Below are 23,259 nucleotides of genomic sequence, written 5' to 3'. Positions count from 1 at the left end.
GACGCTTTGGAGAGCATAATGTTAAAAATTAGTATTGAAAACCTAGGAGATCACTTGAAAGCTCTCTTAGAAAGAGTAGCTCAAGGTGAAGAAATTATCTTAGTTGATGGAAGTAGAGAAGTTGCCAGACTTGTTCCACCAAAAACAAGACAAGAATGGGTATTGCAAAGAAAAAGATTTCGAGACTCTGTACTCTTGACAGGTGAACCTTTGAGGGTGACAATTATTCAAGCCAGAGAAGGAGAACGGTATTGATTTATTTAGATACGAGCGTGTTAGCTGCTTTTTACTGGCCGGAAGCACTCAGCGAAATAATAGACGATTTATTAAGCAATGAACGATTGGATCAGTAGATTTGATATTCCTTTACGAACTTTGGATGCTTTACATTTAGCGATCACATTTTCTTATGAAATTTCTTTAATAACAGCAGATGAAGGTTTAGCTGCGAGTGCCAAGGTATTAGGAATGAAAAACCAATAAGGTGACTAATTGAGCAATAGTTTACGGTAGATCAAGGTTTCTAGGGTTTAATTGTGCAAGTTATTTATTTTTCATTCCTTAGGAGTTCCAGTCCAAATTTTAAGACTTTAGCGCGATCGGTTTAAAAAAAGGGAAGGGTTTAGCAAGATTATTGCTAAGAATTGAATATTGTTACGGAAACCGCCCCTGATGCAATTTGTTGTTGAAAAAAGCGCGATCGCCGAAATCATCAACCTGTCTGATAACGAGCTCAGATAAGTGGAAGGATGGAATATTAGATTGACAATAACGGTAAAAATAAGGTGATAAAATAATAGACTAAAGGAGCGGTAAAAACATAACTATCTGCTCGATCTAAAATTCCACCGTGACCGGGAATTAGTTGACCGGAATCTTTAACTCCTGCATCTCTTTTCATTAAAGATTCAGTTAAATCGCCTAATAAACTGGCAATTCCAATTAATAATCCTAGGATTAAACCCGCCCAAGGAAACCCCGGCCATTGTAAATACCAAGACCCCAATATGGCGACGATAATACTACCTAAAAACCCAAATATTGCCCCTTCAACGGTTTTTTTCGGACTGATATCGGAGAGGCGAGTTCGACCAAAGGTTTTACCAAAAATATAGGCACCAATATCCGCAGCCCAAATACACATAAAAGCTAATAAAGTAGCGGTTAATCCTGGGGATAAATTGGAAATTGACCAATTTTCTAACCAATTTTCATTAAAAGGAATCGGGCTGGCAAAGGCTTTCTCAACCAAAGTATGGGGTTCTAGTCCAACTCTTAACCGTACCCAATAACTGGGTAAGTAGCCTCCATAAAATAATCCTAAAATTGAAGCACTAATATCAGAAATAGTTGATAATTTAGGTCTAAATAATAAATAAAAACAAACTAATGTTCCCGCTAGGGCAAACATTGCATCCACTAAAGTCGGAGAAAATGCGGCGGTTAAAAGTAGGGCTTGACTCACAAATAAAGTGGTTTTAGTCGCAGGTTCAATGCCTTTAGCCCGAACCAATTGAAAATATTCTAATTGACCTAAATAAACAATTACACCGAAACCCAAGGTAAAATACCAGCCTCCAAAAATGAGCATTCCCAAGGCTAAAATAATTCCAATAATTCCACTGATAATCCGAGACAAAGAAGGCATAATATTAGAAGTCAGGAGTTAAGACGGGCTGGGGCAGTTATCTATAGCGTATTTTAAATTTAATCTATTTTTTCACCACTTAAAATAAACATGGGATTAACGGATTCAAAGGTTTGATGATTTCCCCGTTTTTCTAATCGGTTAATGGCAGATTGCACCACTTCCACATTGCGAACTTGTAACTCAGCAAACCCCTCAGAAATGGCATAAAGACTTTCTAAATTCGAGGCTGTGGCTACAATTCTTCCTTGCGGTTGTAAGTATTTCCAAACTTCGTGCAGAATGGCTTTAAGGGGTTTTCCACCTTCTAAACAAACCCGGTGTGGCCGATGGGAAATACTCTGTAAACATTCGGGGGCACTTCCTTCAATCACCTCAACATTTTGGAGTTCAAATCGTTCACAATTGACTCGAATTAAATTCACCACATCTTCATCCCTTTCAATGGCAATAATTCGACCTTGCGGACATAATAGACCTGTTTCTACTGGAATTGTCCCGGTTCCAGCCCCAATATCCCATACAATTGAGTCGGCTTGCAATCGCATTAAAGAGACTAATAATAACCGGACTTCTCGCTTACTTAAAGGGATACCGGGCAACCGTTCAAATAAATCATCGGGAATCCCTGGGGTAACATAAGGCCAAAGTTTGGACATTTTTAAGATTAATTAGGGGTGAAATTTCAAGGTTTATTGATTAGGTTAAGAATTAAGTCAATCGTTGTCGATTTTTCTGTTTAACCTTTAACAATTTTAAGCTGTTGCAGGTTCGGATCACTACATCCTGTTATTTTCCCACCCAAAGCTATCACTTGTTGCAAAAATTTTAGAGCATCAGAGGTAACAATTTCACCGGGCATTAATATGGGAATACCGGGGGGGTAAGGACAAATAATTTCCGCACTCACCAACCCTAGGCAGTCTTGAAGGGGACGTTTTTCTGTTTGGGCAAAAAAAGCATCTCGACAGGAATAAGGGGGTGTAGAGGGCAAAAAATGGGGGGTAGAGAAGAAATTCCGGCGGGAACGGGAGATCAAAGCAGCTTGATGTTGGACGGCAAGGGTTTTTAAGGCATTAATCAGTTGGTGAATATCGGTTTGGGTGTTCCCCAAACTAATAATAAATGTTAGGTGATGAAGACTGGGAAGTTCTGCGGTCACATGGAATTGTTGACGGAGAATTTCATCTGCTTCATACCCGCTTATTCCTAAGTTTGATACTTGAATGGTTAACCGAGTAATATCTAGGTTAACACATCCTGATGTCGGTTCAAAGTCGGGAGTTCCAAAACTAGCTAAACCTGGAATTTTACTAATTTGTGTTCTGGCTATTTTGGCTAAGGATAGGGTTTGATCGATTAAATCATAGCCTTGGGTTGCCATTTGTTGACGGGCGGCATCTAATGAGGCTAATAAAATATAATTAGGACTGGTAGATTGAACAAATTGTAAGGTTTGGGATAAACGATCTCGGTCAATTCGATTTCCCTGAACATGAAGCAGGGAAGATTGAGTCAGAGAACCTAATACTTTATGGATCGATTGTATTGTTAAATCTGCTCCGGCTTTGAGGGCAGAAATCGGTAAATTTGGATGAAAATTAAAATGTGCTGCATGGGCTTCATCAACAATTAAAGGAATATTATATTGATGGGTAATTTTAGCAATTTCGACGATATTTCCACAAATTCCTTGATAAGTAGGATATACTATTAATACGGCTTTGGCATCGGGATGTTGTTGTAAGGTTTGAGTAACGGTTTCTGGGGTAATACTGTAGGATAAATCCCAAGTTGGATTATATTCTGGTTGGATAAAAATTGCGATCGCACCCGATAAAATCAACCCTGAAATCACAGATTGATGAGCATTTCTGGGAACTAAAATTTTATCTCCAGTTCCACAAATAGCTAAAATAGCAGCAATAATTCCACAGGTTGACCCATTAACTAAAAACCAAGTTTTTTCCGCTCCAAAAGTTTCAGCCGCTAGATCTTGAGCTTCTGCTATTACACCTTCTGGATTAAATAAATTATCAAGTTCAGGTAATTCGGGTAAGTCGGCTTTAAAAAGTTGAGTTCCTAATAGTTTTATTAATAAAGGTGAAATCCCTTGTCCTCGTTTATGACCGGGAGTATAAAAGGGTACATCGGGTTGATTGGCACAATTTTTTAAAGCCGTCAATAATGGCGTTTGAGATTGATCTAACATTAAATAAAAAACTCCGTTGTTGCGCTTGAGCGCAAATACTAACAATCTAAAATTCAACTCTAAATATGGCTATATTATAATATATTGACTCAATTTATTCCAGATTATACCCCTATAGGGGATTGCAAATTATGGAAAAAAGGTATTTACTATTAATGTTGATAAATTCATTCATACAGCAATTCAAGGATTAGGGCTTAATTTATGCACATTCCCGATGGATTTATTTCCCCCGTAGTAGCAACTGTTACCAGTCTTACCAGCACCGGATTTTTAGCAGTTTGTCTGGGGCGTACCCGCGAGAATGTAGGGTTACGATACGCGCCAGTTATGGGATTAACAACCGCGTTTATTTTTGCCGCCCAAATGATTAATTTTCCCGTAGCTGGTGGCACCAGTGGACACCTTTTAGGAGGAACTTTAGCGGCGGTAATTTTAGGAAATCCTTGGGCAGCTTCTGTATCCATTGCGACGGTTTTATTTATTCAAGCTTTTTTATTTGCTGATGGTGGAATTACCGCTTTAGGAGCCAATATTTTTAACATGGCAATCGTGGGAGTTTGGGTCGGTTGGGTCTTAACACAAATCCTCCAACAATTATTAGGAGGTTCTCGTTTGCGCTTACCCTTAGCTGCGGGTATTGCTGGGGGAATTAGTGTTATTGCCGCGGCGATCACTTGTTCCATCAATTTAATTTTATCAGGGACAGCTAAGGCGGCGATAATTTTACCAGCAATGATCGGAGTTCATAGTTTAATTGGAATTGGTGAAGGATTAATTACCGCCGGAATTCTAACTTATTTAATTACAGTCCGACCAGATTTATTACCCGGAGATCAACCCCAATTAAATAAATGGTTAATTCCAGTAATTGGTACGTTATTAATTGCCGGAGTATTATCTTTATTTGCATCAGCTTGGCCCGATGGTTTAGAAAAGGTTGCAGAAATTCATGGTTTTGCTGAATTAGCCGAAAATGTGCGGTTTAGTATTCCCACACCTTTCGCTGCTTATACTATCAAAGGATTAGGGGAAATTGGCACTAGCATTTCTGGAATTCTCGGAAGTGTAATTTGTTTTGGTATTGCTTTTGGGATTCTCCAAATTGGTAAACCAAATCAGTTATAATTCAACAATGATTCAATTTTCTATCCCGTTTAAATTACGGGTTTCTCTGATCCTGGTAATCGGAATTGCCTTACTCAAAACATCTGTATGGTGGGCATTAGGCTCCTATGGAGCGATCGCATTCTTTTGGGTAATTCTTTTAAAACCGCCCCTAAAAATTATCTCAAAACTATTAGGGGCGGAATTAATCTTACTTTCATTATTAGCCTTACCCATGGGATATGAAAAAGCCAGTTTTATGGTAAGTCGTTCCCTACTATGTTTACTAATAATGAATAGTTTTCTCATTACATTACCACCCCATAGTTTAGGAATTGCATTAAAAGGTTTACCCATTCCCGCAACTTTTAAAGAAATTATCTTATTAACTGGGCAATATTTAGAAATATTAATCTCAGAAGTTCGTCAAATGCAACAAGCTGCAAAATTGCGCGGTTTATCCGGTTATTCCGGTTGGTTGCGTTATACAAGTGCTGCTATGATTGGTTCTCTTTATTTGCGAAGTCTAGATCGGGCTGAACGGGTTTATAATGCCATGATTTTGCGAGGTTATCAAGGTAAATTACCCGTAGAATCTCTATCAACACCCAGAGATAATTTTGCCCTAATTATTGTTGGCACTATCGCTAGTTTATTAACATTTTTTTCCTATGTCAAAAATTAATTATTCTGAAAAAACCCTAATTGTCCAAGATTTAATATTTGGATATGCCCGACAAGAGCCGATCTTGCAAAATATTTCTTTTACCATAAATTCCGGTGAAAGGGTGGCTTTAATGGGGGCTACAGGTGCGGGTAAAAGCACTTTATTAGAAAACTTAATAGGTTTAAAATTACCCAAATCCGGTCAAATTTTCATTAATGGTATTAGTTTAGAACCTAAAAATCTTTCTGAGATTCGTCTTCAGGTAGGATTTGCTTTTCAAAATCCTGATGATCAATTATTTATGCCAACTATTTTAGAAGATGTGATGTTTGGTTTGCGTAACTATGGAATGCCTCTGGTAGAAGCAAAAGAAAAAGCAAGATTGGTTTTATCTCAATTCGGGTTAATCCATTATGAAAATCGCTCCTCCCATGAATTATCAGGAGGACAAAAACGCCTAGCTGCATTAGCATCAATTTTAGTCTTAGAACCCAGTATTTTAATCTTAGATGAACCCACAAATGGTTTAGATCCCGCTTGGCGTAAAAAATTAGCCCAAATATTAGCTGAGTTACCCTTAGAAGTCATATTAATTGCTTCCCATGATCTCAATTGGATTAAAAAAACCACCGATAGATGCTTAATTTTAGCTCAGGGAAAAATTGTCGTAGAGCGTCCAACTCAGGAATTATTACAAGATGAAGAAATGTTAGAATTACACGGTTTACCTCCTAATTGGTAAGAGATAAATCTTGAATTAAATATCTTGAATATAATCTATAAAATAATTATTGGTGGCACAAAAATGCGATATTCATAGAGTTGCTTGAGATTTATATAATATCATTTTCAAATTCTAAAATTGAGTATTTTTAATTAAATCTGGATAAAATTTCATTCCATTTAGTTTTATGAATTGTCTGAATTTCCTGATCTAACTCAATAAGCTTTGAATACTCATCAATAAATTTTTCTAAAGACATAATTAGTCTCAAATAATATTTGAGAGTAGGAATAATCCCATTTAAAATAATCTGACAACCATGAGCTTCTGCTGTTTTTTTAATTTCTATCTCAATCAGATTAGATTCTGATTCTTTAATATCTTTGGATGCAAATATAAAATATCTTTGAGGATTATATTTAATAATCTTTTCTTTAGCTATATGAATTATTTGAAGATCAATTTCTTTCCCATGTTTGATTTCTATTGCTTCAAACAAATTACCTGCCTCATCAAATAGTTCAATATCTCCGGCACTTTGAGATGTTCGATCAGATGCCGTATGGCTTGCCAAAATTTTGAGAGTACAGGATTTATATCTCTCAATTTCAGTAACTAAACAACTGTAAATTGCATAGAAAGCAATGACAGGAAGTTTAGAACCTCCACGAGTTTCATAGTCAAAGTTAAAATGTTGATCCAGACAATTGATCAGAGTCTTAATATCAATCTTATCAGGATTAGATAATTTAACAATGTTAATTTGATTTGCTTTGGCAACTTCTATAACCTTATTCATCAATAACCGTAAACAAATTTCTGCTTTTTCGGGGTTGTTTTGAACATAATCAATAATAGATAAAAACGCTTTTTTAACATTCTTATCATTGATTTTCCCCTCATAGTTTAAGGTATAAGGATAAGGCTGTTCAAGAGAACGGGTTAACCAACCACTTTCAGCCATTGCAGGAAGACCTAATTGTTTTAGGGTTGGTGTAATATATTGTGTATCTATACCTCGACCAGAAAAACCACTAGGCATATTAGATTGATGATATCTAATATCTTGTTGAGGGTTCAAAATCTTATAGATCAGTAATGTAACAAGAACTGTATAAACTCCTTTCTGACTCTTACACTTAGAGCCTATTTCTAAAATATAGTTTTTATCCTGTTCAGTAATTTCATTTTCAATATCAATAGTTGAGATAGCGTTGTTGTAGATTTCTAACAGTTTTTCTTTGTAATTGATATTCATTCAAAAAGTCCTGGTATTTTAAGTTGAATAGGTTCTTTAATGGATTGTTTGACTGTCCATCCAGATAAATACTGATGATCAAAAGCACAAAAAATTTGCTCTCTAATCTGTATGGCAAGTTCTTGGAATAGAGGAATACAAACAGAATTCCCAATTTGTTTATAACATTCTCCCAAATTGGGATGCAGTTTAAAAGGTTCAGGAAACCCCATAATTCTATAACATTCTTGGATAGTTAACTTACGAACTCGATTTTCTTCGGGAATATAAATAAAGAAACGTCCCGATGTTTCTTGGGATGGAATGGTGGGATGGACTCCATCAATGGAGTAAATTCGATTTGGTTGGTGATGTACCCTAGATAAATGTTCTGTGTTGGGTCTAATGCCTTTTTTCCAGATATTCTTATTACGATATCCCACAAAAATCAGACCCGATAACTGCTGTTTGTAACCCTCGATAAGTGTATATTCTTCCGGGTTTAAGTATTCAAATTTTCCCTTGTGATCTAAAAAATCTCTTAATTTAGGAATAGGATAAACCCTCTGCAATTTTGAGAAATAAAATTTTTTATCTTTGCAAGCTACAATAATTACTCGCTCTCGATTTTGCGGAAGTCCAAAGTCTTTAGCATTCAATAATTTATAATCAACAGCATAGCCTAAATCTTCTAAAGAATATAAAATAGTCTGGAGAGTTTTTCCCTGATCATGATGTAGCAAATGTTTAACATTTTCCAAGACAACAACCCTGGGATGATGGATTGCTATAATTTCACAAATATGAAAAAATAGGGTTCCTCTAGTATCCTCAAACCCTTGGCGTTTTCCACAAATGCTAAAGGGTTGACAAGGAAACCCAGCCGTTAAAACATCAAATTTAGGAAGATTATTATAATCAATTTTAGTAATGTCGTCCTCCGGTTGTTCTCCAAAATTATTAAAATAGACTGATTGACAAGCGGGATCTTTTTCGCAAGAATAAACACATTGATAATCAGCACTTTCAAAAGCCAATCTTAACCCACCGATTCCAGAAAATAAATCTGCAATTTTAAGAGAATTATCCATATTTAACCACAATATGCTTGTTGATTTATAACTAGCAAGCGAGGAGGCTTACACCACATTGATTGTATCCTAATATGGTTTCAATTCGGCTCAAGTATAAATTTGTTAAATTTGTCCCTAAAAGGTTTATAATAATAAATCAAGTATTCTATTGAACGTTTAACTTAAACATCGAACCCATGCTAAGAGCCGGAATTGTTGGACTCCCCAACGTTGGTAAATCGACATTATTTAACGCTTTAGTTGCCAATGCCAAGGCGACGGCGGCGAACTTTCCCTTTTGCACTATTGAACCGAATGTTGGCGTTGTTGCAGTTCCCGATGAACGGTTAAATGTATTAGCAAAAATCTCCAAGTCTGAACAAATTATCGCCACTCGAATTGAATTTGTAGACATTGCCGGGTTAGTCAAAGGAGCGAGTCAAGGAGAAGGGTTAGGGAATCAATTTTTATCCCATATTCGAGAAGTAGATGCCATTGTTCATGTGGTTCGCTGCTTTGAAAATGATGATATTATTCACGTTGCCGGTTCGGTTGATCCTTTGCGAGATATTGATATTATTAATTTAGAATTAGCTTTGTCGGATTTATCTCAAGTTGAACGACGAATTGACCGCGCCCGTAAACAGGCGAGAACCAGTAAAGAAGCACAAATCGAAGTGACAGGGTTAGAAAAAATTGCGGTTTTATTAAATGAAGGAAAACCCGCCCGCCAAGCTGTATTAACCGAAGAAGAATTAGAGGCAGTAAAAGGCTTAGGTTTAGTCACGCAAAAACCCGTTATTTATGCAACAAATGTCTCAGAAGATGATTTGGCAACCGGAAACGAACAGGTGCAAAAAGTTCGAGAAGTTGCTAAAGTAGATAATGCTCAAGTGGTCGTTATTTCGGCACAGGTAGAAGCGGAATTAGTTGATTTATCCGAAGCAGAACGAACGGATTTTTTAGCCTCTTTAGGAGTAGAAGAAGGCGGTTTAAAATCCTTAATTAGAGCCACTTATGAATTATTAGGATTACGCACTTATTTAACCACTGGCCCGAAAGAAACCCGCGCTTGGACAATTAAAGCCGGAATGTCCGCGCCCCAAGCCGCTGGAGTTATTCACTCTGATTTTGAACGGGGATTTATTCGAGCGGAAACCGTAGCTTATCAGGATTTAGTAGCGACTGGTTCTATGGGTGCCGCCAAGGAAAAAGGATTAGTTCGCAGTGAAGGAAAAGAGTATATTGTCCAAGAAGGAGATGTACTGTTATTCCGATTTAATGTTTAATTTTTGAAGGTTAACCCCGTACTGATAGCAGGTGCGGGGTGGATTTTCTTAAATTTTATTAAGGAAAAATAAAGATTTTATGATTTTATCTTCAAACTTTGATGAATTAGGGTTAGAATCGAACCTTACATAGCAAAAGTATTGGAGTTTCTGGAAATGGATTTAATGAGTTTGTTAATCGCTTGGTTAGTAACAGCTGTCAGCTTATATTTGATTGCTTTACTGAGTCCATTTACTGGAGTTGAAATTAATGATTTCAAAAAAGCCTTAATTTCGGCGGCGGTTTTTGGAATTGTTAATGCTTTAATCCGTCCGATTTTAGCATTAATTATGGCGCCAGCAACTTTAATTTTGGCGAGCTCTTTTGTTTCATTTGTTCTCAACGTGGCGATGTTTGCTTTAGCCGCTAAACTGGTGGAAGGATTTCGTTTACGTTGGGGAGTTTGGAGTGCTATAATTGGAGCTTTAGCCCTGAGTTTTATTAATTCAATTCTGTTTCAGATTTTAGCACAAGTCGGTATCAGATAGTTCTAATTTAAGCTAACCAGAGAACAACGAATATATTTACCAGGAATGCACCTTTCATCAGCCTTATAGTGATTAAGTCTGTAGTTTTAGTTTAAGGAGGGCTGAAGCTGAAAAATTCCTCAAACTCTAGTTTTTTGATAGAATCAACTCTCTTTAAGGTACAATAGGCAAGGATATCCTTAAATTAAGCCTTAAACCGAAAGCGTTAATCATGACATCTACAGTAGAACTTCTCAAGATTAAATTTAATCAAGCATTAGTCGCCGCATTTGGTCAAGATTTTGCCACAATTGATCCGATGGTGGTGGCGTCAACTAATCCGAAATTTGGTGATTATCAATGTAATTTGGCGATGTCTTTAACTAAACCCTTAAAAAGTAATCCTAGAGCGATCGCCACTCAAATTATAGACCATTTAAGCCTCGATGAAATTTGCGAAACCCCTGAAATTGCTGGCCCTGGTTTTATTAATTTACGTTTAAAAACCGACTATTTACAAATACAGTTACAAAAAATGTTAGGGGATGAACGTTTAAGTATTCCCAAAGTCAACCCTAACCAAAAAATGATTGTAGATTTTTCTAGTCCGAATATTGCCAAAGAAATGCACGTCGGACATCTCCGTTCTACAATTATTGGAGATAGTATTGCCAGGGTTTTAGAATTTCAAGGACATGAGGTTTTACGTCTCAACCATGTTGGCGACTGGGGAACTCAATTTGGAATGTTAATTACCTATTTAAGAGAAGTTTCTCCCGATGCGTTAACTACAGCAGATGCCTTAGATTTAGGGGATTTAGTAGAGTTTTATCGTCAAGCTAAAGTTAGATTTGATCAAGATGAAACCTTCAAAGAAACCTCTCGCCAGGAAGTTGTACGACTACAAGCGGGCGCAGAAGATAGCCGTCGGGCGTGGCAATTATTGTGTGAACAATCTCGGCGAGAATTTCAGTTAATTTATGATGATTTAGGGATTAAATTAACCGAAAGAGGAGAATCTTTTTATAATCAATTTTTACCCCAAATTGTTCAAGAATTAGACAAAATTGGATTATTAGTCGAAAATCAAGGAGCAAAATGTGTCTTTTTAGAAGGTTTTACGAATAAAGAGGGAGAACCTTTACCCTTAATTGTACAGAAAACCGATGGCGGTTATAATTATGCCACAACGGATTTAGCGGCGTTAAGACATCGGATTGAAACCGAGAAAGCGACTCGAATTATTTATGTTACTGATGCTGGACAAACCAACCATTTTATGCAGGTTTGGCAAGTAGCAAAACGGGCAGGTTGGATACCAGAAAATGTCGAATTAGTTCATGTTGCTTTTGGAATTGTTAAAGGAGATGATGGCAAAAAATTAAAAACTCGTTCTGGAGAAACCGTGCGTTTAAGGGAGTTATTAGATGAGGCGGTCAGTGATGCTAAAAAGGATTTAGAAACCCGGATCAAAGTAGAAGGACGCACGGAAAATCAAGAGTTTATTGATCATGTGGCGGAAGTCGTTGGTTTGAGTGCGGTTAAATACGCAGATTTAAGCCAAAATCGCACCAGTGATTATATTTTTAGTTTTGATAAAATGTTATCATTACAAGGAAATACGGCTCCGTATATGCTCTATGCCTATGTCAGAATTCAAGGCATTAGTCGCAAAGGAAATATTGATTGGCAAAAGTTAGAAACGGATATTCAACTGGTTTTAGAAGCAGAGGAAGAACTGGTTTTAGCCAAACATCTGTTACAATTGCAGGCAATTTTAGAGGAAGTTGCTCAAGATTTATTACCGAACCGTTTATGTCAATATTTATTTGAATTAAGCCAAAAATTCAATCAATTTTATGAACAATGTGCCGTTGTCAAAGCCGAAGAACCTCAACGGACTTCCCGTTTAGCATTATGTGATTTAACCGCAAAAACCTTAAAATTAGGGTTATCTTTGTTAGGAATTTCTGTCTTAGAACGAATGTAATATAGTAAATTACGAATTACGAATTACGAATTACGAATGGGTAATAGAATTAGTTTACATTCCCTGCTTCTCCTGTTCCCTGTTCCCTGCTAAAATACTGATTCCGGTTCAGGTGTTAATGTTAAAATAATATCCGTAGATCCTGGAAACTTTTGGAGTAATTCGTCGCGATTTGCTAATTCAAAGTCGGCAAAATCAAACCCGGGTGCAACAGTACAACCGACAAAACTATAGGAACTTTCAGAATTAGGATAACCCCCAAACCACCATCCCGCCGGAACCACAAACTGGACTTTTTCTCCCGCTAAAATATTAGACCCAAGAATAATATTTTGTACCCCATAGTCTTCGTGCATTAAGAGCAGAGTCATGGAACCGCCTAAATAAAAATGCCACATTTCATCGGATTGAATTCGATGTAAATGTGATTTTGTTCCCTGGGGTAATAGAAAATAAATTCCTGTACAATAGTTGCGATCGCCCTTAAAATTACTAGGTAAAGCACTGTGAGGAATTACCCCCTCTGAACGATAGGTTTCTCGAAAATATCCTCCTTCTGGGTGAGGAATAAGCTGATATTTTTCAATTAATTCTTCTACAGTCATCATCAATTAAACCGAACAGAGAATAGAAAGATTTTACATCAAATTTACGACAGCTATAGCAATCCCAAATAGGTTGTAATAATTTATAACTGATATGAAACAGCCAGAAGTATTATCTCTGTTCTCTGTTCCCTTTTGAACCCAGATTTTGGATACAACTCAAATAGGATTGCTATATATACTGTGGTTAAAAGTTCGTAAATTTGTCGTGAAACTAAAAAGACCAACCTAATCCTAAACGCATTCCTTGTGAAGTCATTTTAACCGTTGAGGTTCCAAAGTCTCCTTCTTTTTCAACTTTTAATTGATATAAACGATAGCCGGCTGATAAGGTTAAATCACGAGAAACTTGCCAATCTAAACCGATGAGTAGATCCCAATTTGCAAGTGCTTCACTTCCTCCTGTAATTGCAGTTCCCCCCCGTGTTGTAATCGCTAAATTATCAGCTAAATTGAGTTTAATTTGTGCCCCGAAGGACGGATCAAACCAATCCGGTCGATAGTTAATATCTGGGCCAGGATCAAAACTAAAATCAGTATTGAGATAGCCAAAACGAGTTCCACCATACACTTCAAAATCAAGAGAAGGATAGACAGGACTGGGTTTTGAAGGATCTTTAACAGCCCTTAAGGGAAGGGTTCCTAAATGCCATGCAAGTGATACTTCTGCTATTAATAATTCGGTATTAAAATCAATATCAATTTCTGAACCCTTCTCCGTTAAACCCAATTCCGTATAGACTCCCTGAAAGATTAATCCGATATCCCCATTCCAGGCTTCTAAACGAGTTCCTAACTCTAAAATTTTATCGAACTCCAGAATTTTTCCTAAGCCAAAATTAAAATCAACTTCAACGGGAACTTGACCCGGAGGAACTCGATCTACAATTGTTTGTACTCCTTCCCGAATTTGAGTTTCTAAGCGTTCTGTTAGGTCTTGTCCCCGTTGTTGTAAACGTTCTCGCACCTCCTGAGCAATGCGATCTTCTAATCGAGTATTACTCCGATCAAAAGGCAACCTTTCCAAAACACGATCAACAGCTTGTTCAATTAAATCTTGGGGTAATTTATTTAAGATGCGATTGGTAATTTCAGCCGTAATTAAGTCTACTAAAACAACTCGATTAACGCTCGCTCCTTCTCCAACAATGGCATAACCATCAATATTAAAAGGAACAAATAGCATTGGTTCAACTTCAAATCTCCATCCGTTACTGGACTGAGGTTGTTCACCTTTAGGAGTTGAACTCTGGGAGTCTTCAGCCAAGGCTTCATTAACAATTTGCTCAAGATTGATGGGATTTTGACTGAGTGTATTTTCTTCTAAATTAGACACATTTGGAATAGGATTTTTTGATAAAATCTCATGATTTTCTCTCAGTTGATCTAGTTGCAAATCTGCTGCATTAATGCTAGAATTTAAAAAGTTTGAATTCATGTGAGAGAGTTTAAAATCTTCCGCATTCTGTGCAGTGAATTGTTGTGAAGGTGAAAAAGCAGCGATCGCAATTTTTTCAACAGGAACGGGGTTTAACTCAACCGACGATTGATCAACGGAAAAATGCAAATCGGAATCAATCAAAAACTGATGCTGATCTTCTGAAAAAACCGAGGATAGCTTTTGATCAGAATCCAGATTAACGGAACTCGCCCAAGTGGGAGTAACAACTAGAAAAGTTAATAAACTGAAACAGGAAGTTAAAGCTGATTTCATCTGGTAGTTTGTCCGAGTTTAAAGGTTTTTTAAAATCTACTAAAAATTGAGGGATTTAACAATTACCCCAATAAAACTTACTAATCCAATGACAAGTAAAGCCACCCCAATAATTTCGGTACTGTAAGAACTTTCATAGGTATAACGCTCACTTTCTATTTGTTGGAGTAACCGACGATGTTCCCTCAGCCCTAAAGCCATTCCTAGCATTCCTGTACCAATAAAAGACAGTCCCACAATAACAGAAAATCGAACAGGGTCAAGCTTAGGACTCAGGTGAGTTTGTTCAATAGTTCTGACGATAGTAGGAATACCAAAGCCAAAACCAATTAACGACAAAGAAGTGCGTATCCACGCCATTAACGTGCGATCGGCGGCGGCGCGACTGCGATATTTAGCTAGTTCGGTACGATCTTCGGCTAATTCATTGGTAGAAAGCTGTTTATGTGTTTCTGAGTTGTTAGGTGATTGATTCATAACGGCTGAGATTTTTTTTGGGGGGGTAAACGATTATATCATCCTGTAATGAAGAATTAGCATAAAAGAGGCATTTTAAAGATAAGATTTAGCTTAATCATTAGTCAGATATCAATTTCTATTTATAAAGAAATGTAAAAATATCTCAATTTCTGACTGTTGTTGTCTAAGTTAGGTTTGAGGCTAACAGACTCGTTAGATATATTTAAAAAAATTTAGGAAAATCAACTCATTATGACATCCAGTGATTCAATTCAACGCCAAATTTTACCCATTCCCGATCAAACTCACTTCGGACTCACCACCTACGACGCCAAAAATCCCGATACCCACTATCCCCCCATCCGGGATTTACGTCCACCAGCAGGCGCACCCAACGTACTAATTGTGCTGCTCGATGACGTCGGTTTTGGTGCTTCTAGTGCCTTCGGTGGCCCCTGTAATACCCCCGCCTTCGAGAAACTAGCATCCCAGGGCCTTAAATACAACCGCTTTCACACCACCGCCCTTTGCGCTCCCACCCGTCAAGCATTACTCACCGGACGCAACCATCACTCCGTCGGTATGGGCAATATTACCGAAACCGCTACGGCTGCCCCGGGTCAATGCTCCGTGCGTCCCAACACCAAAGCACCCCTAGCCTTGACCCTGAAATTGAATGGTTACTCAACCTCAATGTTTGGCAAGTGTCATGAAGTTCCGGTTTGGCAAACCTCGCCGATGGGGCCCTTTGACGCTTGGCCTACGGGTGGAGGTGGGTTTGAGTATTTCTACGGCTTCATTGGGGGCGAAAACAATCAGTGGGATCCAGCGTTGTACGAAGGCACAACTCCCATTGAACCTCCGGCCACCCCGGAAGAAGGTTACCACCTGACCGAAGACCTGGCAGATAAAGCGATCACCTGGGTGAGTCAGCAGAAAGCCCTGATGCCCGATAAACCCTTCTTTATGTACTTTGCCCCCGGTGCGACCCATGCTCCCCACCATGTCCCCAAGGAATGGATCGAGAAGTACAAAGGCAAATTTGCCCACGGCTGGGATCAGCAACGAGAAATTACCTTTGCCAAACAGAAGGAACTGGGGGTAATTTCCCCCGATGCCGAGCTAACACCCCGTCATGCAGAGATTCCCGCCTGGGATGACATAGACTCCCAACTCAAACCCGTGCTGGAACGCCAAATGGAGGTGTATGCCGCGTTTTTGGAACATACCGACTATCACGTTGGGCGACTTATCCAGAGTTTAGAGGATTTGGAGATTCTGGATGATACCCTCGTCTATGTGATTGTTGGCGATAATGGTGCTTCTGCTGAGGGAACAATTCACGGCGCCTTCAACGAAATGGCGAACTTCAACGGCATGGCTGCCTTGGAAACCCCTGAATTCATGCTGTCGAAACTCGATGACTTCGGCTCCCCTGACTCGTACAACCATTTTGGCGTGGGTTGGGCTTGGGCAATGGATACCCCCTATCAGTGGACGAAACAGGTCGCCTCTCACTGGGGTGGCACTCGCAACGGGACGATTATCCACTATCCCAAAGCCATTGAGGAGAAGGGTGGCATCCGTAACCAGTTCACTCATGTCATTGATTTGGCTCCAACGGTGCTGGAAATCGCAGGGATTCCTGAACCCACAATGGTTAACGGCGTGCTGCAAAGCCCTTATGAGGGGACGAGTATGGCCTACAGTTTCAACGATGCTCAGGCTCCTGAACGCCATGATGTGCAGTATTTTGAGATGTTTGGCAACCGAGGCATCTACTACAAAGGCTGGAGTGCGATTACAAAACACCGTACCCCCTGGGTTATGGTGGGGCAAAAGATGGTACCTTTTGACGAAGACATCTGGGAATTGTACGACGGCAGTAAAGACTGGACACAAGCCCATGATCTCTCTCAAGAAATGCCACAGAAATTGTTTGAATTGCAGCGTCAGTTTTTGATCGAGGCTGTCAAGTACAACGTTTTGCCACTCGATGATCGGCAGACTGAACGGATTGATCCAACGACGGCGGGGCGTCCCTCCCTGGTGAAAGGTGACTCGCAAATCTTTTTTGCTGGCATGGGTCGTTTGTCAGAAAACAGCGTGATCAATATTAAAAATAAGTCATTCTCCATCACCGCCGAGATCGAGGTCAAAGACAAACCCGCCAATGGCGTGATCATCGCTCAGGGAGGCAAGTTCGGGGGCTGGAGCGTCTACGCCAAGGAGGGCAAACTCAAGTTTACCTACAATGTACTCGGCATCCATGAATTTCCCACCGAAGCTACAGCCCCGATTCCAGAAGGGAAACACCAAGTACGGATGGAGTTTGCCTACGATGGCGGTGGTTTAGGTAAAGGCGGCAACGTCACCCTCTACTATGATGGTCAGCTTGCGGGTAGCGGACGAGTTGAGGCAACCCAGGCGATGATTTTCTCGGCAGATGAAACCACCGACATCGGTTACGAATCGGGTACTCCTGTCAGTCCTGATTACACCACCCATAGCAGTAAGTTCACGGGTAAAATTCACTGGGTGCAACTGGATGTAGGCAAGGATGACCACGACCACTTAATCTCTCCTGAAGAACGTCTGAGAGTGGCAATGGCACGGCAGTAGCCCTTTTACGAATTAGGAATTAGGAATTACGAATTAGGAATTACGAATTAGGAATTACGAATTACGAATTACGAATTACGAATTGGGAATTACGAATTGGGAATTACGAATTGGGAATTACGAATTACCCACCCGATTCTGATTAATGATCTGTAGCAAACATTACTATGCTGACACTCCCTAAAAACGCGCCTCCTGCTTTTCATCTCCTGGCAAAACCCACGGGAGCGATTTGTAATTTGGATTGTCAGTATTGCTTTTTCCTGGCAAAAGAGCAACTGTATCCGGGTAGCAAATTCCACATGACCGATGGGGTGTTGGAGAGTTATATTCAGCAATTATTAGAATCACATCAAACCCCGGAGGTGACGGTTGCTTGGCAGGGGGGTGAACCGACATTGATGGGGTTAGAGTTCTTTGAGCGATCGCTAGAATTAGTAGAAAAATACAAGAAACCCGGACAGCAGATTATTCATACCTTGCAAACCAATGGTACAAAACTCGATGATCACTGGGGACGATTTTTTAAACAGCATAATTTCTTAATTGGACTCAGCGTTGATGGCCCCCAACCGTTGCATGATGTCTATCGGGTTGATAAGCGGGGACGGGGTAGTTTTGAACAGGTGATGCAGGGTTGGAAAATCCTCAAAAAACATCAAGTTGATTTTAATATTCTCTGTACTGTTAATGCCGTTAATGGCGATCATCCTGTAGAGGTTTATCGCTTTTTTCGAGATGATTTAGGGGCGGAATTTATTCAGTTTATTCCGATTATTGAACGGGTCAATGCGGACGGTTCCACGTTGATTCAATCGGGAAATCAAGTAACAGAACGCTCCGTTAAACCAGAACAATTTGGACAGTTTTTAATCGGTATTTTTGATCAGTGGATACGGCGAGATGTGGGTAAAATCTTTATTCAACATTTTGACGCGGCGCTGGCAAATTGGGTGGGTACTCAACCGGGGATTTGTATCTTTTCTAAAACCTGTGGAACGGCGTTAGCGTTGGAGCATAATGGGGATCTTTATTCCTGTGATCACTTTGTGGAACCTGACTATAAATTGGGTAATATTCAGGAAACACCGATGATAGAGTTAATTGCTTCTGAACAACAACGCCAGTTTGGTCAGGCTAAATTTGATTCTTTGCCGAACTATTGTCGCACCTGTGATGTACGTTTTGCCTGTCATGGAGGTTGTCCTAAAAACCGGTTTATGGAAACCCCAGATGGAGAAGCTGGTTTAAATTATTTGTGTGCGGGATATAAAGCCTTTTTTACCCATATTAATCAACCGATGACGATGATGGCAGAATTATTACGTCAAGGTCGTTATGCTGATGAAGTGATGCAACTGTTGGCGAAACAAAAACGGCAGCAAAAACCTGTTGGATTTGGTAAGAATTAGGTGGGTAACAGATCGCACCCACCCAACACAGAAATTACCAACCGAAAGCCGAATAAAATTGACTTTCCTCTGAGGGAGATTCCAACACCGTTTCCCCATCGTGGTTAACCCGAATTTCCGTACAAAAGGTGGAGGTATTGAACCCACCAAACCGCTTAACCGCACTGGTTCGCATCCGAATATCCGAACCCATAAACCAGAAACGCTCAATCGCACTCATGGTTTCATATTCGGTAATTAAAATTAAAGCATCGTCCTCATCCATCTCAAATTGACCCGCCACGGGCATAATTTCCGCATAACCCCGTTCTCGCAACATTTGACCTTTACGGGGATTTTCCGGGTCGGGAACAATGGCAAACACCGTTTCTCCCTTATGGTTTTCATCGTCCTTATCCCAGGCCATTTCCCCGGCCCAGGTGACGTAGGCCCCCCCGGCGGATAAAGTGGGGTCAACATTGTGCATCTGACAAATTTCGATCACTCTGGGGTCGTCTGCATCTAAGCTGGTGACTTGAATATCTGAAAAGCCTTTTTCAGCTTGTCTGAAGGCTAAATGGTGGGTTGTCCGTTGCGATCGCCAAGTTCCAGCACTTTTCCGAAAAAATTCTATTGCATCCATCACGCTTAAAATTCCTTGACTGACTATGATTTATGGGTTTGACCTCTATGATAAGTCGATTCTGAGTCCATTTTTAATTTCTGTAACAGAGATTAGTTTAAAAATGTGCATTGTGGACAGATTGTCAAGGACTTGTTACGATACTTTACATTCAGTGTGATATAGATAAACTTAGTCAGTCCAAATCCCTTGTGATTTGTACAACTTAGTAGGAGGAGTGAACATGGAAACGCCTGCAAACCTCAGCCTGGAACAACAATTCAAATTACAAATTCTACGGGAACAAGTCAAAAACTTAAATTTAGAACAAGCCCAAGACTATCTACTCGAACTATTACGCCAAAGTATGGTTAAAGATAATCTCCTGCGTCAATGGATTAAAAACCCTTAATCATTGTAGAGACGTGCCACGGCGCGTCTCTATTTGTAATCTGATTTATCCAAACCGACCACTCACATATTGTTGAGTGGATTCTTCTTTGGGGTTTTGGAAAATACTTTGGGTGTCATCATACTCCACCAAATAACCAAAACGTTTACCCCCTTCAATCGCTTTAGCATTAAAAAATGCCGTCATGTCTGCAACCCGTGTTGCTTGTTGCATATTGTGGGTGACAATAATAATGGTGTACTTTTGTTTGAGTTCGTGGAGTAATTCTTCTACCGATAAAGTAGAAATCGGGTCAAGGGAAGCACAGGGTTCATCCATTAATACTACATCAGGATTAATTGCGATCGCCCGCGCAATACAAAGCCGTTGTTGTTGACCTCCAGAAAGGGCAAAACCGCTTTGACCCAGTTTATCTTTTACCTCATCCCATAATACAGCTTGACGCAGGGATTTCTCGACAATTTCATCTAATTCGGCTTTATTTTTAGCTAATTTATTGACCCGTACCCCGTAGGCAATATTATCATAAATCGACTTAGGAAAAGGGTTAGGTTTTTGAAAAACCATCCCGATGCGGCGACGAACTTCTACGGGATCAACATTAGGTGCATATAGATTTTGATTATGATAGAAAATATTCCCTTTTAGTTTGAATCCTGTAACTAAATCATTCAGACGATTAAAACAGCGTAGAATTGTACTTTTCCCGCAACCAGAAGGCCCAATAAAAGCCGTAACTCTATTTTTAGGAATTTCCAAACAAACCCCCCGAACCGCCTTAAAATCCCCGTAATAGATATCAATATTTTCGGTTTGGATTACCGTTTCCATCTGGGTAGAATGATAGTCATTAGCACCGGACATAAAAATTAACTCCTGAAGGTATACAATATCGAAAAAATCAACATCAAGGTAGAGTATTTCATTTAATTACTCCTCTATTTTGATGATTATTAGAACAGCGTCAGAAAAAAACAAACAACTCCGAAACAAAAAAATTCACAGGTTGAAAGCTCAGACTTAAAACTGTTTTTGCCGAGTCGCAAAACGAGCAATGATGCTAGTGAATAAAACCAAAGCCACAATTACCAAGGACGCAGCCCAGGCAAACTCTTGTAAAACTTGATCAAATCCCCTGGCAAATTCAAAAACTAAATAGGCTAAAGATGGGAGAGTTTGAGAAAATATTCCTCCCGGCCAGTTATTAGTATAAACCACTGTAAATAATAGAGGTGCAGTTTCTCCGGCAGCCCGGGCGACAGCTAAGGTGACTCCGGTTAAAATCGCAGGTAAGCAAGCTGGAAGCACCACTTGCAAGACGGTTTGATAATTAGAAGCACCCACCCCCACCGAAGCCCAGCGAATTTCCTGGGGAACAATTTGTAAGGCTTCATCGGCGGTGCGAATAATCGTGGGTAACATCAAAACCGAGAGAGCAATTGACCCGGCCAGGACTGAAAATGACCCCATTTTCAACACAATAAAACTATAAGCAAACACCCCGGCAATAATAGAGGGAACACCACTTAAAACGTTAGTGATAAACCGAATCCAACGGACAACTTGACCATTTCCCCCAAATTCCGAGAGGAAAATAGCTGCTAAAATCCCAAAGGGAACCGCAATCAAAGTCGCAATTGAAACCACTTGAATAGTGCCTAGAATCGCGCTGGCAATGCCTCCCGTGGTTTGCCCCGCAGCCGGGGGAAGTTTAGTAAATAAATCTAAATTTAGACGGGCAGACCCCTTGATAAAAATATAAGACAAAACCGCAACAAGCGGGATCAAGGTAATCACAATACAAGCTGTAGCAATACCCGTCATTAAAAATTCAAAAATATCCCGGGAACTTCTAGGGTTGCGAATTAAACTGAATTCTTGATTTTCAGGATAGTTCGGATTTTTGGCTAGATTTGACATACAGAAAAAACACTAATTTTTTTTAGGCCGATCAGATTTTGAAAATAGGATCAGTGACTACTGATTCAGATTATTGATATTTCGCTTTAACTTGATTAACAATCCATTCCGCCGCAATATTCACTAATAGAGTCAGGGCGAACAAAACTAATCCCGCATACATCAAAGCTGAAACCTGTAAACCCGAAGCTTCTGGAAATTGATTTGCCATCAAAGAAGCAATGGTATTTGCCGGGGCAAATATGGAAGGTCTCAGATTATTAGAGTTACCAATAATCATTGTAGCTGCCATGGTTTCTCCCATAGCCCGCCCCAGTCCTAACATAATTCCGCCGACAATTCCAGAAAAAGCAGCCGGAATTAAAACTCTAAATATAGTGACCCAACGGGTTGCGCCTAACCCCAAAGAAGCTTGACGTAAATCAGGAGGTAAACTAGCTAAGGAATCCCTAGAAATTGCCGTAATAATAGGCAGAGTCATAATTGCTAAAATTACCCCGGCTGGGAATAATCCTGGCCCCCCACCAGGGGTACTAAATAAAGGAATCCAGCCGAAATTTTTATACATGAACATCCCAAAGGGTCTTAAAAAAGGAATTAAGACAAAAATTCCCCAAAGACCATAAACCACACTAGGAATTGCCGCTAACAATTCCACCAGAAAGGTTAAGGCGGTGCGAACCGAGAGAGGAATAAAATCTTCACTGAGGAAAATTGCTGTTCCCACACCTAAAGGTACTGCAAATAATAGGGCAATTAATGAACTCATCAACGTCCCAGCAATCATGGGAAACGCGCCATATTGATTAGTAACGGGGTTCCAATCACTCCCAAATAAAAACCCTAATCCAAACTGTTGAATGGCGGGAATGGCTTGTTCAGCAATGGGAAAACCCAGTAATAATAAGACGACAACAATTCCCCAAGCAAAAATTTGTGTTAGCCAAACAAACCCTTGATCCAGTTTTTTTTCTATAGGGGAACGAGATTGAGGAATTCCTGTTACATTCTGATTTGGTATAGCCATACATTGAATATTCTACACTATTAATTGAAATAA

Annotated in this window: 23 protein-coding genes; 11 read left to right on the top strand and 12 right to left on the bottom strand. The window is 39.5% G+C overall.

Features of this window, described 5'->3' with window-relative positions; genetic code table 11:
• Positions 1-18 precede the first annotated feature (18 nt).
• Together PL9631_RS12240 and PL9631_RS12235 are read left to right on the top strand one after the other, a co-directional pair.
• Complete coding sequence (locus PL9631_RS12240; RefSeq protein WP_083620673.1) at positions 19-255, top strand: type II toxin-antitoxin system Phd/YefM family antitoxin; 237 nt, start codon at positions 19-21, stop codon at positions 253-255.
• Between the two features lie 78 nt (positions 256-333).
• Positions 334-483 (top strand): PIN domain-containing protein, encoded by a 150-nt coding sequence (locus tag PL9631_RS12235; protein ID WP_156090545.1) that lies wholly within the window; start codon positions 334-336, stop codon positions 481-483.
• A gap of 274 nt (positions 484-757) precedes the next feature.
• On the opposite strand, the gene PL9631_RS12230 is transcribed toward PL9631_RS12235, so the two are convergent.
• From PL9631_RS12230 to PL9631_RS12220, 3 genes are all read right to left on the bottom strand, one after another.
• Positions 758-1,648, bottom strand: a complete 891-nt coding sequence (locus tag PL9631_RS12230) for a phosphatidate cytidylyltransferase (protein WP_083620672.1) — start codon at positions 1,646-1,648, stop codon at positions 758-760.
• A 59-nt stretch (positions 1,649-1,707) separates the two neighbouring features.
• Complete coding sequence (gene cbiT / locus PL9631_RS12225) at positions 1,708-2,307, bottom strand: precorrin-6Y C5,15-methyltransferase subunit CbiT (RefSeq protein ID WP_083620670.1); 600 nt, start codon at positions 2,305-2,307, stop codon at positions 1,708-1,710.
• Positions 2,308-2,387: 80 nt separating this feature from the next.
• Positions 2,388-3,860 (bottom strand): aminotransferase class I/II-fold pyridoxal phosphate-dependent enzyme, encoded by a 1,473-nt coding sequence (locus tag PL9631_RS12220; protein ID WP_083620669.1) that lies wholly within the window; start codon positions 3,858-3,860, stop codon positions 2,388-2,390.
• A 204-nt stretch (positions 3,861-4,064) separates the two neighbouring features.
• Here PL9631_RS12220 and PL9631_RS12215 point away from each other — a divergent pair, with 204 nt between their 5' ends.
• The 3 genes from PL9631_RS12215 to PL9631_RS12205 are packed head-to-tail and all read left to right on the top strand — an operon-like array spanning position 4,065 to position 6,376.
• Complete coding sequence (locus PL9631_RS12215; protein ID WP_083620667.1) at positions 4,065-4,988, top strand: energy-coupling factor ABC transporter permease; 924 nt, start codon at positions 4,065-4,067, stop codon at positions 4,986-4,988.
• A 7-nt stretch (positions 4,989-4,995) separates the two neighbouring features.
• Positions 4,996-5,652 carry an energy-coupling factor transporter transmembrane component T family protein gene (locus PL9631_RS12210; protein ID WP_083620666.1) on the top strand — a complete coding sequence of 219 codons (657 nt, stop codon included), beginning with the start codon at positions 4,996-4,998 and terminating at the stop codon, positions 5,650-5,652.
• Positions 5,639-6,376 (top strand): energy-coupling factor ABC transporter ATP-binding protein, encoded by a 738-nt coding sequence (locus tag PL9631_RS12205; RefSeq protein WP_083620664.1) that lies wholly within the window; start codon positions 5,639-5,641, stop codon positions 6,374-6,376. Before PL9631_RS12210 ends, PL9631_RS12205 begins: the two co-directional genes overlap by 14 nt.
• Before the next feature lie 130 nt (positions 6,377-6,506).
• Here PL9631_RS12205 and PL9631_RS26145 read toward each other — a convergent pair whose 3' ends face one another.
• Positions 6,507-7,616 carry a hypothetical protein gene (locus PL9631_RS26145; RefSeq protein ID WP_197046355.1) on the bottom strand — a complete coding sequence of 370 codons (1,110 nt, stop codon included), beginning with the start codon at positions 7,614-7,616 and terminating at the stop codon, positions 6,507-6,509.
• The gene (locus PL9631_RS26140) at positions 7,613-8,686 is read right to left on the bottom strand and encodes a DNA cytosine methyltransferase (RefSeq protein ID WP_197046354.1); all 1,074 of its coding nucleotides are present in this window, start codon (positions 8,684-8,686) and stop codon (positions 7,613-7,615) included. The genes PL9631_RS26145 and PL9631_RS26140 overlap by 4 nt, the downstream gene beginning before the upstream one ends.
• 179 nt (positions 8,687-8,865) lie before the next feature.
• On the opposite strand from PL9631_RS26140, the gene ychF reads away from it, so the two are divergent.
• The 3 genes from ychF (at position 8,866) to argS (ending at position 12,454) form a co-directional block, all read left to right on the top strand.
• Positions 8,866-9,957 (top strand): redox-regulated ATPase YchF, encoded by a 1,092-nt coding sequence (gene ychF / locus PL9631_RS12195; RefSeq protein WP_083620663.1) that lies wholly within the window; start codon positions 8,866-8,868, stop codon positions 9,955-9,957.
• 165 nt (positions 9,958-10,122) lie between these two features.
• Complete coding sequence (locus PL9631_RS12190) at positions 10,123-10,485, top strand: phage holin family protein (protein ID WP_083620906.1); 363 nt, start codon at positions 10,123-10,125, stop codon at positions 10,483-10,485.
• Positions 10,486-10,696: 211 nt separating this feature from the next.
• Positions 10,697-12,454 carry an arginine--tRNA ligase gene (gene argS, locus PL9631_RS12185; protein ID WP_083620661.1) on the top strand — a complete coding sequence of 586 codons (1,758 nt, stop codon included), beginning with the start codon at positions 10,697-10,699 and terminating at the stop codon, positions 12,452-12,454.
• An 89-nt stretch (positions 12,455-12,543) separates the two neighbouring features.
• Here the strand turns inward: argS and PL9631_RS12180 are convergent, their stop codons facing one another.
• The 3 genes from PL9631_RS12180 to PL9631_RS12170 form a co-directional block, all read right to left on the bottom strand.
• Complete coding sequence (locus PL9631_RS12180; RefSeq protein ID WP_197046353.1) at positions 12,544-13,062, bottom strand: cupin domain-containing protein; 519 nt, start codon at positions 13,060-13,062, stop codon at positions 12,544-12,546.
• Positions 13,063-13,273: 211 nt separating this feature from the next.
• Entirely contained in the window at positions 13,274-14,773 is a 1,500-nt protein-coding gene (locus PL9631_RS12175; RefSeq protein WP_083620658.1) for an outer membrane protein, read from the bottom strand.
• A gap of 39 nt (positions 14,774-14,812) precedes the next feature.
• Positions 14,813-15,250: a YidH family protein gene (locus PL9631_RS12170; protein ID WP_083620656.1), complete on the bottom strand. Its 438-nt coding sequence runs from the start codon at positions 15,248-15,250 to the stop codon at positions 14,813-14,815.
• Positions 15,251-15,484: 234 nt separating this feature from the next.
• Between PL9631_RS12170 and PL9631_RS12165 the strand changes: the two genes are divergently transcribed.
• Together PL9631_RS12165 and PL9631_RS12160 are read left to right on the top strand one after the other, a co-directional pair.
• Positions 15,485-17,854 (top strand): arylsulfatase, encoded by a 2,370-nt coding sequence (locus PL9631_RS12165; RefSeq protein WP_083620654.1) that lies wholly within the window; start codon positions 15,485-15,487, stop codon positions 17,852-17,854.
• A 167-nt stretch (positions 17,855-18,021) separates the two neighbouring features.
• A complete protein-coding gene (locus tag PL9631_RS12160; RefSeq protein WP_083620653.1) occupies positions 18,022-19,266 on the top strand; it encodes an anaerobic sulfatase maturase in 1,245 nt (414 codons plus the stop codon).
• Between the two features lie 34 nt (positions 19,267-19,300).
• On the opposite strand, the gene PL9631_RS12155 is transcribed toward PL9631_RS12160, so the two are convergent.
• Positions 19,301-19,888 (bottom strand): phycobiliprotein lyase, encoded by a 588-nt coding sequence (locus PL9631_RS12155; RefSeq protein WP_083620651.1) that lies wholly within the window; start codon positions 19,886-19,888, stop codon positions 19,301-19,303.
• 223 nt (positions 19,889-20,111) lie between these two features.
• On the opposite strand from PL9631_RS12155, the gene PL9631_RS12150 reads away from it, so the two are divergent.
• A complete protein-coding gene (locus tag PL9631_RS12150; protein WP_083620650.1) occupies positions 20,112-20,279 on the top strand; it encodes an NblA/ycf18 family protein in 168 nt (55 codons plus the stop codon).
• Between the two features lie 45 nt (positions 20,280-20,324).
• Here PL9631_RS12150 and pstB read toward each other — a convergent pair whose 3' ends face one another.
• From pstB to pstC, 3 genes are all read right to left on the bottom strand, one after another.
• The gene (pstB, locus tag PL9631_RS12145; protein ID WP_083620648.1) at positions 20,325-21,143 is read right to left on the bottom strand and encodes a phosphate ABC transporter ATP-binding protein PstB; all 819 of its coding nucleotides are present in this window, start codon (positions 21,141-21,143) and stop codon (positions 20,325-20,327) included.
• Positions 21,144-21,299: 156 nt separating this feature from the next.
• The gene (gene pstA, locus PL9631_RS12140; RefSeq protein ID WP_083620647.1) at positions 21,300-22,199 is read right to left on the bottom strand and encodes a phosphate ABC transporter permease PstA; all 900 of its coding nucleotides are present in this window, start codon (positions 22,197-22,199) and stop codon (positions 21,300-21,302) included.
• A 70-nt stretch (positions 22,200-22,269) separates the two neighbouring features.
• On the bottom strand, positions 22,270-23,226 hold the full coding sequence (gene pstC / locus PL9631_RS12135; protein WP_083620645.1) for a phosphate ABC transporter permease subunit PstC: 957 nt from the start codon (positions 23,224-23,226) through the stop codon (positions 22,270-22,272).
• Between the last annotated feature and the right edge of the window lie 33 nt (positions 23,227-23,259).

Source organism: Planktothrix paucivesiculata PCC 9631, from assembly GCF_900009265.2.
Lineage (GTDB): Bacteria > Cyanobacteriota > Cyanobacteriia > Cyanobacteriales > Microcoleaceae > Planktothrix > Planktothrix paucivesiculata.
This window is presented reverse-complemented; position numbering and strand designations above follow the sequence as displayed.